A 15,883-nucleotide genomic window follows, 5' to 3' on the forward strand; every position below is an offset into this window, starting at 1 on the left:
CACTACTCGTAATCTTTGTCCGTCAAGGTTTTCATAAAAGCGATTATGGCTTTTGTCTCATTATCACTTAGTAGTAAGGAATCGGGAGATAATGTCTGGTATGGCACATCAAGGCCTAGACCTTGTCCCCCACCCGCATTGTAAAATTCCAATACATCTTCCAAGGTTTCAAAAGCACCATTATGCATGTAAGGGGCGGTCTTGTCTATATTACGTACCGTTGAAGTTTTGAAAAAATTGCGCTTTTCATCAACTTCATAGGGATAATATAAACCAGGGTCATTATCCAAAACCGGATGTGCAAAATCGGTATTTTGTGTCACCCCAAGGTTTTCAAACTCCGTTTCATCATATTTTGGTGGTACCGTACCGTAAAATGCAGGAGGAAAATGACAAGTAGCACAGGCGGCCTTTCCCATAAATAGATTAAAACCTTCTATTTCTTCCGTGGTGAGGGTGTTTTCAAGGTTTTGCATGTTGCGATCAAATTTGGAATCGAACGGGGTTAGACTTCGTATATAAGTAGCTATGGCATTACGTACATTCAAGTTGTTGATCTTTCCTCCGTATAATACATTGAACTGTTCAATATATTTAGGGTTTCCCTTTATTTTATCATCCATGGTATTCAAATCCAAATGAAACTCATTCTCATTATTGACTACGCCTACGATTTGTCCCTCCAAACCATCTCCCCTTCCGTCATAAAAGAAAGTCCTTTGATAAACGGCATAAGGTAAGGTTGGTGTATTTCTTTGAAGCTCAGCTCCATTTTTTCCTATTCCTTTAGGCTTGCCATCGGTAAAAGCTTTTTCCTTGATATGGCAAGTTGCACAACTCATGGTTCCCGTACTGGAAAATGACGGATCGTTGAACAACTGTTTCCCCAGGGCTATCCGTTCTTCGGAAATTGGCGGTGAGCCTTGTAGGGCGAACATTTTCTTGTTGAAGAATGTTTTTGAAAATACGTTGGTAGCTGCAGGATCCAGAGCCCGTGAGGTGTTTAATTGAACTCCCCAGTCCTTGGCCGTACTATTTACCAATTGTAATTGTTTATTGGTGTGGTCTTTTATGAAGGTGTATCTATCAATGGTGTCAAAATCCCCGTCTTTGAGCATTTTTATGGAACTTGTTATCTCTTTTAACCAAGATTCGTATAGGTTGTTATCCTTAAAGGTATTTTTATACATCCCTATAACCGTACTGATTGTCTCGTAATTATAAACAGCCTCTTTTAATGAATTTGCCAAAATTGGTGAATCAAATCCCGTTATTCCCTTTGTTGCAATATTGACAATCGCATCTCGCAGCATTTTTAGGTGGTGCCTATCCCTTTGTTTATAGATAATGTGGTTTTTTCGCATGTACGGAATCCTCGCTTTCAAATAGTCCAATACACTCTGAAGTTCATTGTTCAATGGCTTTTCTTCCGCAAACAAAAGTTCTTCGATTACTTGGTAACTTTTAGGTTTTTGTTTTTTGATATCGGTAAAATCCTCCATTTCCACTTTCAAAAGGTTTGGTGCGTTCATAGAGAGGTAATTTTCATAATCGTAGGCTATCATAATCGGTTCGGCCCGTTTGTACCATTCGCGGCTTTTAAGGAAGTTAGCTTTATTATCGGATAAAGAAGAAATAGTATCGATTTTCGCCATATAGAAAGCAGCACTGTCCAATACTTTAAAATAATACTGTCTGATATCCTCGTTGAAAAGGGAGTCCTTGTCCGTGGTTATCGATTTTATAGGCTCGTTTTTACAGGAAAACAACAGTAATAAAAAGGAACTTAAGACTAAAACCAGGTTTAAAAATTTCATTTATAATAGGTGCTATTTGAGTATGGAAAAAGGTTCCCGTAGAGGGAACCTTTTAATTTGATTGTCAAAAAAAACTTATCTAGGAAGGCCGGTGATCTTAAATAAGAAAGAACCTTCTTTGGTTGCAACATCTTCATCAATAGCTGTAGGATCAACAAATAGTTGCCCATCAGCTCTAACAGCAGTTTCAGGATTTGCATCTGGTCTCCAACCGTGAACTTGTGCCCCACCGACGAATGTAGGTTCTGAAGCTCCTATAATGTCAGTAACATCGATTAAACCGGTAATTTCCCACATGCTATTCGTATTACCTATATTCATGCCTGAAGCAGTGGTTTGGTTACATTCCATTATTTCAGTAAAAGCACCTGTATTTAAATCAAGTTGCCATAATTTGGCATAACCAGTGATTTCCGGGTTTAGATCTGCATAGCCATTGGGATCTTCTTGAATGTATGCGTAGTTCTCCGTTACCAAGATATTATCCGGAGAGTGCAATCCATCACCTTTACCACCTTCCAGATCACCATCAACAACTACAGTTAATTTGGCATCGGCAGTGGGATCTTCGGCATCTAGAACTAGCTTATATACTCGACCAAAAGCAGTTCCCCTATTATTTAAATCAGGGTTGTCTCCGCGAATTCTCCCCGTTGCATTAAAGTAAACCTCACGATTTGCTTCTGCAGAACCTCTTCTCCAATCAATATCCTCTATTCTTTGGAAACCAATTGCCAGTGAATCTATTCCCTCTTGGTTCAATTCATTTAATGTTCTTTCAGTTACTTTTACCCATTCTACATCATATTCCATATCTTCAGCCATACCCATTTCAAATAATTGGCCACCTTCTCCAATGGCGGATTCAGTTGGGTTCTTGCCTCTTAGAACATATAGATCCCCTCCATTAAGATCACCAAGACCACCAACATACATTGCAAAATGTGCTTCTGGATATTCGTTGTTACTATCATCATCACCAATAAAAACAACTGTTTTACCAGGGAATGCATCTTTACCAATGGCAACTGCATTTTCAGTAACCCACTCACCAAGTGCAGGTAATCTATCTGCTTCTACCCTATCATCAGTAGAACGGAAAGGATTTACCTTGTAAACACCAACGGCGCTTCCACCCCATTCGCCCCCAGAAAGGTAAAGAGGTCCAAATCCGTGTTCTTCAGGTGTAATGGAAGAACCGGAACACATGGCTGTAAATGCAGTAGCAGTTGAATTAACGATATACTCACCTTCCAAAGGTTGTAAATCGGCATTCATTCTAATTCTTGCTATGGAATAATCAGCTTCCAGGTTGTTTATAAATGCAAAAGTACCGTCACCATAGGGATAAAGAGCGGCCCCATCCATATAAGAGCCATATACGAAGGTGGAATCTGAGGGAAGTATATCCGCTGAGGATAAAATCATTTCGAGATTTGCAGAACTGGCAAAGCTGCCTTTTAATTCAAAAACATCATTGGATATTACTGAACTCGTCAAAGGGGTCAATTCGGTAAGGGTCAAATCCTCTCCGTCTTCTCCATCTTCCCCATCAACACCGTCTTGGCCGTCAACACCGTCGATACCATTGACTCCGTCGATTCCATCTTCTGGGTCACAGCTATAAATGGTCAAACCTATCAAGGAAAGAACCAAGGTTTTTAAAATTAATTTTTTTGAGTTTTTCATTGTCATTCAGTTTATTGATTATTGTTGACCCAAAAGTATAGGGACACATAAAGGATAATGTTAACTGAAAATGGTTTTTATGAATACGGGATATTATGATATCGTTACTAAGTAACTTTTTTGTTAACTTAAGTTTTCGTAAACATGAAACTGGTATTTACGGTACATGTACCACAGAAGTGACATGATAATTATTCTTGTTTCCCTCTACTATTTTCCGTATCCCGAAGTAATCTAATTTTAGATATTTTGATTGAATATATCATATTTACTTTCTTTTTAAAGGCTTAAGAACCAAATCGATGATATATTCAATCAAAATCCCTAATTTTAAACCAGACCAATCCCATTGATATTATGAAAATTCGACTGCTTGTTTTAAGTCTGGCAATAGGCTTGACCATAATGAATGCCCAAGAGCGAAAACTACCTGTAGATACCGTTGTCACAACCCAGCATAGTGTTACGATAAACGGTAATCCCATTAATTATACGGCAAAAACGGGTACGCAACCTGTTTGGGATGAATCTGGCAAACCCATTGCATCGTTACATTATACGTATTACACTAAAAACAATGTAAAAGATAGGGCTTCCAGACCTTTGCTGATATCTTTTAATGGAGGTCCCGGTTCCGCTTCGGTTTGGATGCATTTAGCTTATACCGGTCCTCGGATACTCAAAATAGATGATGAAGGTTATCCTGTGCAACCTTATGGTGTTAATCAAAACCCATACTCAGTCTTGGACGTTACCGACATAGTTTATGTTAATCCTGCAAATACAGGTTATTCACGAACGATACCCGAAACGGGTAAGGAAGTGGATCGGGAAACATTCTTTGGAATAAATGCCGATATCAAATATTTGGCCGAATGGTTGAACACTTTCGTAACCCGTAACAATAGATGGCGTTCCCCGAAATATATCATTGGGGAGAGTTATGGGGGCACAAGGGTTATGGGACTTTCATTGGCTTTGCAAAACCAACAATGGATGTATCTGAATGGGGTTATCATGGTTTCTCCTGCAGATTATAAGGTAATACGCAGAGGCGGGCCTGTGTCGGATGCCATGAACCTTCCATATTATACGGCTACGGCTTGGCACCACAAACAGTTACCTTCTGAATTGCAACAAAAAGACCTTCTGGATATTTTACCGGAAGCTGAAGAGTTTACCCTCAACAGTTTGATCCCTGCCCTTAGTAAAGGCGGATTTATAGATGGTGCTGAAAAGAACGCCGTCGCCAAAAAAATGGCTTATTATTCGGGATTGTCGGAAAAAGAGATCCTTGATCAAAATTTAGTTGTGCCAACGGGATATTTTTGGAAGCACATCTTAAAGGATAAAGGATATACCACAGGTCGGTTAGACTCCCGTTATTTAGGGATAGACCGTCAATCCTTTGGTGAACGTCCCGATTATAATGCTGAATTAACTTCTTGGTTGCATAGCTTCACCCCGGCGATCAATTATTACCTACAGGAAGAATTGAATTTCAAGACAGATATTAAATACAATATGTTCGGACCTGTTCATCCTTGGAACAACGAAAAAGACAATACCCGCGACGATCTTCGACAGGCCATGGCACAAAATCCATATTTGAACGTACTGGTTCAATCTGGTTATTACGATGGCGCAACTACTTATTTCAATGCAAAATATACCATGTGGCAGGTAGATCCGAGTGGCCGTATGAAAGATCGCTTTGAATTCAAAGGGTACAGAAGCGGTCACATGATGTACTTGAGAAAAGAGGATCTAAAGAAGGCCAATGACGATATTCGGACCTTTATCCAACGAACTTTATCTAATGGAAAAAGTGCAAAATATTGAATGAAAACAATCGAATTCAGTAACCCGCATCGAAAAAAACATTTTGATTTCTTTAGGGAAATGAACCATCCTCATTTCAATGTAACCGCAAATGTGGATATCAGCAAACTACTCTCCATTTTAAAGGACAATAAATTGCCGGTCAATATAGGAATGGTCTATTTCCTGTCATACACGGCCAATAAGATTCCTGAGTTTAGATGGCGTATTAGAGGGGATGAAGTGGTTGAACATACTTTAGTACATCCTTCATTTACAGTTTCTACAGATGTCGCGGATGTATTTAGTTTTTGTACGGTTGATTTTTCATTGGATTCAAAAACGTTTTTTGCAAAAGCCAAAGCCGTTATGGAAAAGATGAAAACGAACCCATCATTGGAAGATGAAGAAGGACGTGATGATTTTTTATTCATGTCTACTTTCCCCTGGGTAAGTTTTACTAGTTTACAGCATGCCATGCATTATCATCCTTCGGACAGTGTACCGAGAATCGTTTGGGGTAAGTTTTTTGAACAGGACGGAAAGACCTTGATGCCTTTATCGGTACAAGCACATCATGCTATAGTTGATGGTAGGCATATTGGACAATTTTTTCAGGATTTTGAAACTATGGCTTCCGATCCATCCAATATTATCTTTAAAAAATAGTCTGCTTACGTTTAATTTAAGGCCTACTTATCTAATAGGTTGATTTACAATTTTAAGGCTGAAAATCCGTTTTCATAATTGTAACATAAAAATATTCCTAAACGTTATGAAGACTAAACTGATACATGCCTTGTGGGCATTTGTTCTTATTTTGAATTTCTCCTGTGATAATTCGGATGAAGATAATGATGTAAATGCCGATGCGTTGGTGTTACCTCCATATGAATCAATGGCGGTTGATTTCGATGATTTTCTTGATGATTCCTCAACCGCTGACAAACAAACTGCTTCGACAGCCAAAATAGGTGAAAACTGGTTGTATCCAAGATTGGTCGTTGGATTTTGGAACACGGCATTGTTCACCAATTTAGCCGTACCAATCGCCTCATTTAAAAGTGCATTTTCCCACGAGTCAGAATTTATTGGAGACAATACATGGCAATGGATGTATACTGTTGATGGGTTTGCCAGTGAATATACGGCTAGACTTACAGGAGAATTGACCAGTGATGGGGTAATATGGGAGATGTACGTATCCAAGGCAGGTACAGCGCCTTTCAATGAATTCCTTTGGTTCTCAGGTGTTTCGGCTTTAGACGGTAATAGTGGGGAATGGACACTTAATCAAAATGTGGAAACCCCTACTCCTATTATCAATATACAATGGAGTCGTGAAAATGATGAAATCGGCAGTATCAAATACACATGGGTACGTGAGTTGGATGAAGATGGCGGTGATGACCTTTTTTATGGCAGTTACCTGGAATATGGCTTGCAAGAAGGTGATTATAATGTGTTTTATGATGTTCATATTTATGATTCTGAATATGAAGATTTCATAGATGTTGATATTGAATGGAGCAGATCGGAATTTTATGGTCGGGTAATGGCCCCTTCATATTTTGAAAATGATGCTTGGTATTGCTGGGATAGTACAGGTGCCGATGTTGTTTGTGAGTAAATAGAAATATTTAAGATATAATTGACCTTGGTAAAGAGATTTGCCAAGGTTTTTTTATTTATCAAACTACGCATATCCCTTAATGCCGTATCTTTATTATCCAAATAAAAAATAGAGAGCAATGAGATCTATAGTAGTCTTGATAACCTTTTTAATGATAACTTCTTCACAAGCCCAAGATTGGGCTAATCTTCAACAATTCAGAGCTGATAATGATAAAATCGGTTTGCCGGAAGAAGGGGAAGACCGCGTAGTGTTTATGGGAAATTCAATTACTATTGGTTGGATCAATACCGTACCCGAATTTTTTGAAGGTAAACCATATATCAACAGGGGAATTAGTGGGCAAACCACTCCGCAAATGCTTCTACGATTTAGACAAGATGTTATTGCCTTGCAGCCCAAGGTGGTTGTAATTCTTGCAGGTACCAATGATATAGCAGGCAATACGGGTCCGTCTACCTTGGAAATGATTGCGGATAATATTAAATCGATGGCCGAATTGGCGGAGGCCAACGGGATAAAAGTGGTAATTTCCTCGGTACTCCCCGCATATGATTATCCATGGAAACCCGGATTGGAACCGTCAAAAAAAATAATCGATTTGAATACTATGTTGAAAGAATATGCTGAAAATAAAGGCCATATTTATCTTGATTATTTTTCAGTCATGGTCGATGAACGTAACGGATTACCCAAAAAATATGCCTTAGATGAAGTACACCCAACAAAATTGGGTTACGAGGTAATGGCTCCTTTGGCAGAAGCAGCTATAGCGAAGGCCATGGAAAAATAACAATGTAATGTCGATTCTTATAGTAAGGGTGCTTTTTATATTTTGGGGTAATCCCTAATTATAAGACCCATTCAATAGAAGTTTATATTTAATTAGGGGCTGATCAATACCCTATATGCGTTAAATTCTTAACGGTTCCAGATTTATTTTTTCTGAACCATACCCCTATTTGGCAGTTTTATGATAAGGCCAAGGATTAAGGTTGTTACATTTTAAGCTATTATTTATGTCTGGCCAACCTATATCATGGCACAATGGATGATCTTTCCGTAAATTTGTTTTTAATGTGCTTAACTACTGATTATCAATATATAAAAACAATAGTTATATAAGCTTTGTCGATATGTTGTTGTCTTAAAATTTGAAATAATAGCTATCTTTGTTTTACATATGTCTAAATATTTATCCATATCGTTGTCAATATTGATACTCATCCAAAGTTTTGGTATGGATTTTCGTGACTTGGCACATATAGACGATTTAATTGAGCATGCCCAGTTTCATTCTGATAAATACGGGGATAATTTTTTGGTCTTTTTGTCCAAACATTACGGTGCCTTGGAAGAGGAACATTCACAAGACCATCAAGAAGAAAAACAGGATCACGAACAACTTCCCTTTAACAATCATTGTTGTTCGCACAGTATTGTGGTCTATATGGTCAATAAATTACAGGTTCCGGTAGTAAATACAGTTCCTGTTTTTAATTATACGACCAATTTCTATTATCTGGACAATTATTCCTTTTTAGAAAAATCCGACATTTTCCAACCTCCAAAACAAGCATAATCCTTAATTGATTTCGTTCATCCCTGTTGTATTGACTTGGATGGTTTGTATCACTTATTACCATGGATTATGTTAACAAAAATCATACGATTCAGCATAAAGAATAAACTATTCGTTCTTCTGCTTACCCTTTTTATTATTTGTTTCGGTCTGTTTTCCATTACGCAGATCCCTATTGGGGCCGTACCCGATGTAACCAATAACCAAGTACAGGTTATTACCACATCGCAAAACCTTTCGACACAGGATATAGAACAATTCATCACCTACCCTGTAGAGTTGGAAATGGCAAACTTACCCGGAGTTGTGGAAATTCGTTCCATATCCAAATTCGGACTTTCAGTGGTGACCATTGTTTTTGAGGATAATATGGGCACCTATTTACCCAGGCAGCTAATTGCCGAAAAAATAAAATCGGCTTCAGAAAAAATACCAGACGGATTCGGTACTCCTGAAATGGGCCCAATAACCACGGGTTTGGGTGAAATTTACCAATATGTCTTGGATACGAAACCTGGCTATAAAGATCAATATTCCGCCATGGATCTACGCACTATACAAGATTGGATCGTAAAACGCCAGTTGTCGGGAATACCCGGGGTTGTTGAAGTCAATACCTGGGGCGGTTATCTAAAACAATATGAAGTTGCTATCAATACCGAGAAATTACATGCAATGAATATCTCTGTGGGTGAAATCTTCAATGCATTGGAAAATAATAATAGTGTTGCTGGTGGTGGATATATTGAAAAAAACAACCAAGCCTATTTTATACGGGGAGAAGGACTAGTAACTTCTCTTGAGGATATTAAGAATATCGTAGTGAAAAATGAAGATGGGGTTCCCATCTTAATCAAAGATATTGCAAAGGTAGGCTTTGGTAGCGCTACTCGATTCGGGGCTATTACCGGTAATGGTGAAGGGGAAAAAGTATTGGGCCAAGTCATGATGCTCAAGGATGCCAATTCAAAAAAAGTCATCGATGCCGTTAAAGATAGGGTAGCCTCAATTTCCAAAACGTTGCCCGAGGGTGTTTACATCAATCCATTTTTAGAGCGAAGTGCATTGATAGGCAAGACAACCTTCACTGTGGCAGAGAACCTTATACTAGGCTGTCTTATCGTCATCTTTGTTGTGGTACTGCTCTTAGGAAATTTAAGATCGGGATTAGTTGTGGCCTCTGTGATTCCGATATGCCTGTTGTTTGCCCTTTCACTCATGTATATTTTTGGGGTCGATGCCAATTTAATGAGTTTGGGGGCAATTGATTTTGGTATCATCATCGATGGGGCTGTGATCATAGTGGAGTTTATTGCCTTTCAAATTACCTCTAATCGAACGGAATTAATGCAAATGTCCGAAAAAGACGTACAAGAGGCCAAGGACAGGATTACCCTTCAAAGTGCTTCTAAAATGATGAATTCCGCAATTTTTGGCCAGTTGATTATTTTTATTGTCTTTATTCCCATCCTATCACTAAGTGGTGTAGAAGGTAAGATGTTCAAACCTATGGCATTGACCTTCAGTTTTGCATTGATCGGGGCCATGCTCCTTTGTTTTACCTATGTTCCGGTAATCTCATCCATAATATTGAAACCTTCACGGATTACCGATAAGAATGTATCGGTACGCCTAATGCGTTTTCTAAATCTACTTTATGCCCCTACCATAAAATGGGCTTTGGCAAGTAGAAAATTGGTTTTGTCGATCGCTGGACTTTTACTTGTATCCGCCATATATCTTTTCACTACCATGGGCGGTGAGTTCGTTCCCACTTTGGACGAAGGTGATTTTGTAATCCAACCTATACTTAAGACAGGTACATCATTGAGCAAGACCATTGAGACTACTACCCAAATTGAAAGAATCTTATTGGAAAAATTTCCTGAGGTAGATCAAGTGGTTACCAGGATCGGTGCTGCAGAAGTACCAACAGACCCGATGTCTATGGAAGAAACCGATGTTATCATTACCCTGAAACCAAAAAAGGAATGGGTATCTGCCGATTCCAAGGATGAACTTGCCGATAAATTCAAGGAAGCCCTCGGTATTATCCCAGGTATGGAAGTAGAATTTACCCAGCCAATAGAAATGCGGTTCAATGAGCTTATTACGGGTGTACGAGCCGATATCGCCATTAAGATTTTTGGGGATGATCTGGGTATACTCAACAAAAAGGGAAATGAAATCAAAAGGTTGATTCAGGATGTTAAGGGAGCAGCCGATATCAGTGTGGAGAAAATAGCAGGCCTTCCACAAATGAACATAAAATTCAAAAGGGATAAAATTGCCAGATACGGATTGAATATCAGCGACTTGAACAAAGTGATTTCCATGGGCTTTGGAGGAAGTACGATGGGTAGCATCTTTGAAGGGGAAAAACGTTTTGATCTTGCCCTTCGGTTAGACGATGAGAGCAGAAGGAATATTGATGATATCAAAAACTTTTATGTAGACTTGCCTTCCGAAGCAAAAATACCATTGAATGAAGTTGCGGATATCTCCTATACCAAAGGAGCTGCCAAAATCTCACGGGATGATACAAAAAGGAGAATCGTGGTGGGTATCAATGTGCGTAATCGGGACTTACAATCCGTGGTTACCGATGTTCAAAATAAGCTCGAATCGCAACTAAAGCTTCCCGTTGGGTATACCATTACGTATGGCGGGCAGTTTGAAAACCTACAAAGTGCCAAAAATCGGTTGAAAATAGCCGTGCCGGTAGCATTGGTCCTCATTTTTATCTTGCTCTACTTTGCTTTTAATTCAATCAAGGAAGCGTTGATGATCTTATCCGCGATTCCCCTTGCAGCTGTTGGGGGTGTGTTTTTACTCTGGTTGCGCGGTATGCCTTTCAGTATATCTGCAGGTGTGGGATTTATAGCGCTATTTGGTATTGCAGTATTGAACGGAATTGTACTTATAGAACATTTTAAGGAATTAAAGGAACAGGGTATGGAAGATATTGAAGCCCTAATAAAACAAGGGACTAAAGATCGTTTAAGGGCTGTTTTACTAACAGCGGCCGCGGCGGCATTGGGATTTTTGCCCATGGCAGTCTCAACCAACGCAGGGGCCGAAGTTCAAAGACCATTGGCTACCGTTGTCATTGGAGGCCTTGTTACCGCAACGCTTCTTACTTTGGTCGTATTGCCCGTACTATATGCCATTTTCGACACAAAAATCAAATCAAAGCGTATTTTGAAAAAGAAAAAGAATAAAAACTTAGGGATTTTTCTATTGCTTATTGGGTTGAGCGTGCAGATCAATGGCCAGGACAAAGGATTGCATTTTGATGAAATTAGGGCATTGGCATTGCAAAATAATGCCGGTCTTAAGGCTGCTGAACTTAAAACCCAATCCTCCAAGGCTTTGGTAGGTAGTGCCTTTGATTTTGATAAAACAGAGGTCTATTATTCCTACGATCAAAACAATCTGGCCTTTAACGATAAACCGTTGAACGTATATGGGGTACAACAAAGCATCCTGTTTCCGACGGTTTATTTTGCAGGTAAGCGAATCAACAAGGCAAACTTGCGTATGGAGGAAAGCAATTTTGAAATACAGAAACAACTACTTGAGCGTGAAATTGCCTCTGCCTATTACCAATTATTGTACGAGCGGGAGAAAACCCAGGTATACCGGTATTTAGACAGTATTTATCAGAAATTCGCACATGCCTCGCAGCGAAGATTCGAATTGGGCGAGACCAACTATTTGGAGAAGATTACGGCGCAAGCCAAACAAAAAGAACTCAAAGCCCTGTATGAACAGGCTAAGGAAGATGTGGTCTTGGCCCAAGACCAACTAGAGAAAACGATTCAGATTGATGAACCCGTTAATGTGGCCCATATGCCATTAAATAAATTGGAATTGCAATCCGCAGGGATTTCCGAGAATATCGGTTTAGCCCTTTATGAACATAGAAATGATTGGTTTAAGGCGAAAAGCGGTTATGAAAAACAATCCCTCTTGCCCGATATCAATTTTGATTATTTCCAAGGCACCAACTCCGGATTAGGGGAACATCTTTATGGTTATCAGGTAGGATTGAAAATACCTTTACTCTTCAATGGCAAGGCCGCGAAAATCAGGGCCGCGAAAATCGCAAAGGATATGGCTATTGAGGAGTCGGTGGAGTATAAGAACCAATTGTACCTAAAACATGGGAAATTGATGGGGCAACTGCGTAAATATGAAGAGACATTAAGCTATTATGAGCACGACGGACAACACCTTTCCGAAGAAATATTGAAAACCGCTTCGGTTGGATTTCAAAATGGGGAAATCGATTTTTTCCAATATATACAAAGCTTGGAAAATGCCTATCGTATTACCCTATCTTATTTAGAGAATCTCAACAATTACAACCAAACCGTAATTGCCTTAAATCATTTGACCTTATGATCGGCAAATTTTATACCGAGAACATAAAAACGAATCGTACGAAACACAAAATAAACGTTATGAAATCATTTCAAAATATAGCATTCTTAATATCGGCCTTTATGATTCTAGCCTGCGGGGAATCAAAAAGCAATGGTGAAAATACGGTAACTACCGAGGACACCATCCAAAAAAATGAAATTGAATTGACTAAGGCCCAGTTCGATAGCAATAAAATGCAATTGGGGCAATTATCGGAACAGCCCTTTCCTACTCTAATCAACACAACGGGAATGATAGATGTGCCACCTCAAAACCGGGCCATTATCAGTTCTTTTATCGGAGGTTATGTCAAGATAACGCCCTTATTGATCGGGGATAAAATCTCAAAGGGACAAGTCTTGGTCACATTGGAAAATCCGGAATTTGTTGAAATGCAGCAAACCTATCTTGAAACTGCCCAGCAACTTACCTTCCTTAAATCGGAATACGAACGTCAAAAAACACTTGTTGAGGAAAAGATCAGCTCACAGAAAAATTTTCTGAAAGCGGAAAGTGAATATAAGAGTGCATTGGCAAATTACAACGGCTTAAAGAAAAAACTTCAAATGTTGAACATCAATATCGCTTCGGTGGAGGCCGGGAATATTACTTCGACCATTACCCTTTACGCCCCTATCCATGGTAGTGTAACCAAATTGAACGTAAGTAAGGGTACTTATGTTTCCCCTTCGGATGAGATTATGGAAATCATTAATACAGACCATGTACATCTTGAACTTTCGGTGTTTGAAAAGGATGTTCTTAAGATAAAAGAAGGACAAAAAATCCTTTTTAAGATTCCTGAAGCCGATAATGAATTCTATGAAGCTGAAGTGCATTTGGTAGGGACGTCAATAGATTTGAAGAATAGGACGGTCAAGGTTCATGGCCATTTATTGGATGATGAAAACCACAATTTTGCAGTGGGTATGTTCGTCGATGCCCAAATTATCACAGATTCAACCAAGGAGTCCGCTTTGCCTGAAAGTGCCATCATATCAATGGACGATTCCCATTATGTTCTTTTGAATGAAACAGTGGGTGATTCCTATAGTTTTACCCGTAAGGAAGTAATGACCGGTGATAGTTTCAATGGATTCACTATGATTAAAAATAGTAGCGATTTTGAAGCTAATGACAAGTTCTTGGTTCAGGGAGCCTTTAATCTTATCGGTGAAACGGAATAAAGTAAACAATTGATGATTTAATGGTTATTCCTTAATATCAGGGCCTTTAATGAATTGATTACAAACTATTCTTTGTCTGCTCGTTATTGACCAACCTTGAAATTTTCAACGGATTGGAATTTTTCAGGGCATCGGGCAATAGACTATCTGGCCAATCCTGGTAACTGATTGGTCGTACCCATCTTTTAATGGAATGGATACCTACGGCAGTAAAACGACTATCGGTTGAAGCAGGGTAAGGTCCACCATGTTGCATTGAAGGGCATACCTCCACTCCTGTCGGTACACCATTGTAAATCAATCTTCCTACCCTATTCTGCAAGGCAATGGTTATATCCTGATGTGCCTCCAATTCATTTTCTTCGGCAATTATGGTGCCGGTCAACTGTCCTTCAAGGTTCTTGATGATTTCTTTCAGCTGTGCAATATCCTCACATTGTACCACTATGGAATAAGGTCCGAAAACCTCTTGGTGCAGCGTGGTGTTCTGTAAAAATGTTTTGCCCTCTACAGTGGTTACGGTTTGTCGGGCATAATTTGTTTGTACATTCAGTTGTATTTCCGCAGCCACTTGCAATCCGTTCTGAGACAAGGCTTTTTCTTTTTTAGTTTCATAGGCCCCGATAATATTCGGATGCAACATACAACTAGGTTCTATTTTGATTATTTCTTCAGAAAGTCTAGTTATGAAACCAGTAAGTGCATCACTTTTTATACCGAGCAATAATCCTGGGTTGGTACAAAATTGGCCGGTACCTAGAGTGATTGACCCAGCATATGTCTTGGCCAAGTCTTCGCCCCTTTTACTTACGGCTTCGGGCAGTATTACAACGGGATTCACGCTTCCCATTTCGGCAAAAACAGGAATAGGTTCTTCGCGTTGTGCGGCTAAATTGAACAAAGCCCTACCGCCTCCGATACTCCCTGTAAAACCAACGGCCTTTATTCCGGGATGTTTTACCAAGGCAGAACCTACTTCAATTCCGCTGCTATTCAAATTTGAAAAAACACCATTGGGCATATTTGTTTTTTTAGCGGCATTAATGATTGCCGAAGCTACCAATTCGCCTGTACCGGCATGCATGGGATGGGATTTTACGATTACCGGGCAACCAGCAGCAAAAGCAGCCGCGGTATCGCCACCTGCTGTTGAATAGGCTAAAGGAAAATTACTTGCTCCGAAAACTACTACGGGACCTAAGGGAATGAGCATTTTTCGTAAATCGGGTTTAGGTACAGGTGTTCTATCAGGAATGGCAGTATCTATAGAGGCTACTACCCAAGAACCTTCCTTGACCAATGCTGCAAAGGCCCGCAATTGACCTATGGTCCTACCCCTTTCACCAATAGCCCTTCCTTCAGGTAAACCAGTCTCGGAACAATAGGTTTTGATCAATAGTTCATCCAATGCTAAAATTTCATCGGCTATGGCATTTAAAAAATCGGCCTTTTTTACCCCTGACATGGCCCCAAACCCAATAGAGGCCGTTGTAGCCAAACCTACTGCCTCATCGATTTCTTCGGAAGTGGCTTCAACAAAAGAAAAACCATTTTCGATATTTAACTGAGGGTTATAAGTTGTATACGTTTTATTCCCTTTTGAGGATAGGGTATTGCCAATATAGTTCTTTCCAGTAATCATAATGGTACTCATTTAAATATCCTTTATTAATCAAAGGACCAAATTATAGAATATTATCTTAAACTTAGTCCCAATCGCTGAAAA

At 39.4% G+C, this 15,883-nt stretch carries 10 protein-coding genes; 7 read left to right on the top strand and 3 right to left on the bottom strand.

Annotation, left to right across the window (positions count from 1 at the left end):
• Window positions 1-2: 2 nt before the first annotated feature.
• Window positions 3-1,817 carry a cytochrome-c peroxidase gene (locus R3X28_RS08580; protein ID WP_317663969.1) on the bottom strand — a complete coding sequence of 605 codons (1,815 nt, stop codon included), beginning with the start codon at window positions 1,815-1,817 and terminating at the stop codon, window positions 3-5.
• A gap of 75 nt (window positions 1,818-1,892) precedes the next feature.
• Complete coding sequence (locus R3X28_RS08585) at window positions 1,893-3,506, bottom strand: phosphatase (RefSeq protein WP_317663970.1); 1,614 nt, start codon at window positions 3,504-3,506, stop codon at window positions 1,893-1,895.
• A 357-nt stretch (window positions 3,507-3,863) separates the two neighbouring features.
• Here R3X28_RS08585 and R3X28_RS08590 point away from each other — a divergent pair, with 357 nt between their 5' ends.
• From R3X28_RS08590 to R3X28_RS08620, 7 genes are all read left to right on the top strand, one after another.
• Window positions 3,864-5,348: a S10 family serine carboxypeptidase-like protein gene (locus R3X28_RS08590; protein ID WP_317663971.1), complete on the top strand. Its 1,485-nt coding sequence runs from the start codon at window positions 3,864-3,866 to the stop codon at window positions 5,346-5,348.
• On the top strand, window positions 5,349-5,996 hold the full coding sequence (locus R3X28_RS08595) for a chloramphenicol acetyltransferase (RefSeq protein WP_317663972.1): 648 nt from the start codon (window positions 5,349-5,351) through the stop codon (window positions 5,994-5,996).
• Between the two features lie 106 nt (window positions 5,997-6,102).
• The gene (locus tag R3X28_RS08600) at window positions 6,103-6,957 is read left to right on the top strand and encodes a hypothetical protein (RefSeq protein WP_317663973.1); all 855 of its coding nucleotides are present in this window, start codon (window positions 6,103-6,105) and stop codon (window positions 6,955-6,957) included.
• A gap of 121 nt (window positions 6,958-7,078) precedes the next feature.
• Window positions 7,079-7,753: an SGNH/GDSL hydrolase family protein gene (locus R3X28_RS08605; RefSeq protein WP_317663974.1), complete on the top strand. Its 675-nt coding sequence runs from the start codon at window positions 7,079-7,081 to the stop codon at window positions 7,751-7,753.
• Between the two features lie 447 nt (window positions 7,754-8,200).
• The gene (locus tag R3X28_RS08610) at window positions 8,201-8,542 is read left to right on the top strand and encodes a hypothetical protein (protein WP_246200138.1); all 342 of its coding nucleotides are present in this window, start codon (window positions 8,201-8,203) and stop codon (window positions 8,540-8,542) included.
• 69 nt (window positions 8,543-8,611) lie between these two features.
• Complete coding sequence (locus R3X28_RS08615) at window positions 8,612-12,949, top strand: CusA/CzcA family heavy metal efflux RND transporter (RefSeq protein WP_317663975.1); 4,338 nt, start codon at window positions 8,612-8,614, stop codon at window positions 12,947-12,949.
• Between the two features lie 59 nt (window positions 12,950-13,008).
• The gene (locus tag R3X28_RS08620; protein ID WP_317663976.1) at window positions 13,009-14,157 is read left to right on the top strand and encodes an efflux RND transporter periplasmic adaptor subunit; all 1,149 of its coding nucleotides are present in this window, start codon (window positions 13,009-13,011) and stop codon (window positions 14,155-14,157) included.
• Window positions 14,158-14,215: 58 nt separating this feature from the next.
• Here the strand turns inward: R3X28_RS08620 and R3X28_RS08625 are convergent, their stop codons facing one another.
• Entirely contained in the window at window positions 14,216-15,799 is a 1,584-nt protein-coding gene (locus tag R3X28_RS08625; protein ID WP_317664083.1) for an aldehyde dehydrogenase (NADP(+)), read from the bottom strand.
• Window positions 15,800-15,883: the final 84 nt, after the last annotated feature.

Origin of the sequence: Maribacter sp. TH_r10 (assembly GCF_033101095.1) — a bacterium.
Taxonomy (GTDB): Bacteria; Bacteroidota; Bacteroidia; order Flavobacteriales; family Flavobacteriaceae; genus Maribacter_A; species Maribacter_A luteus.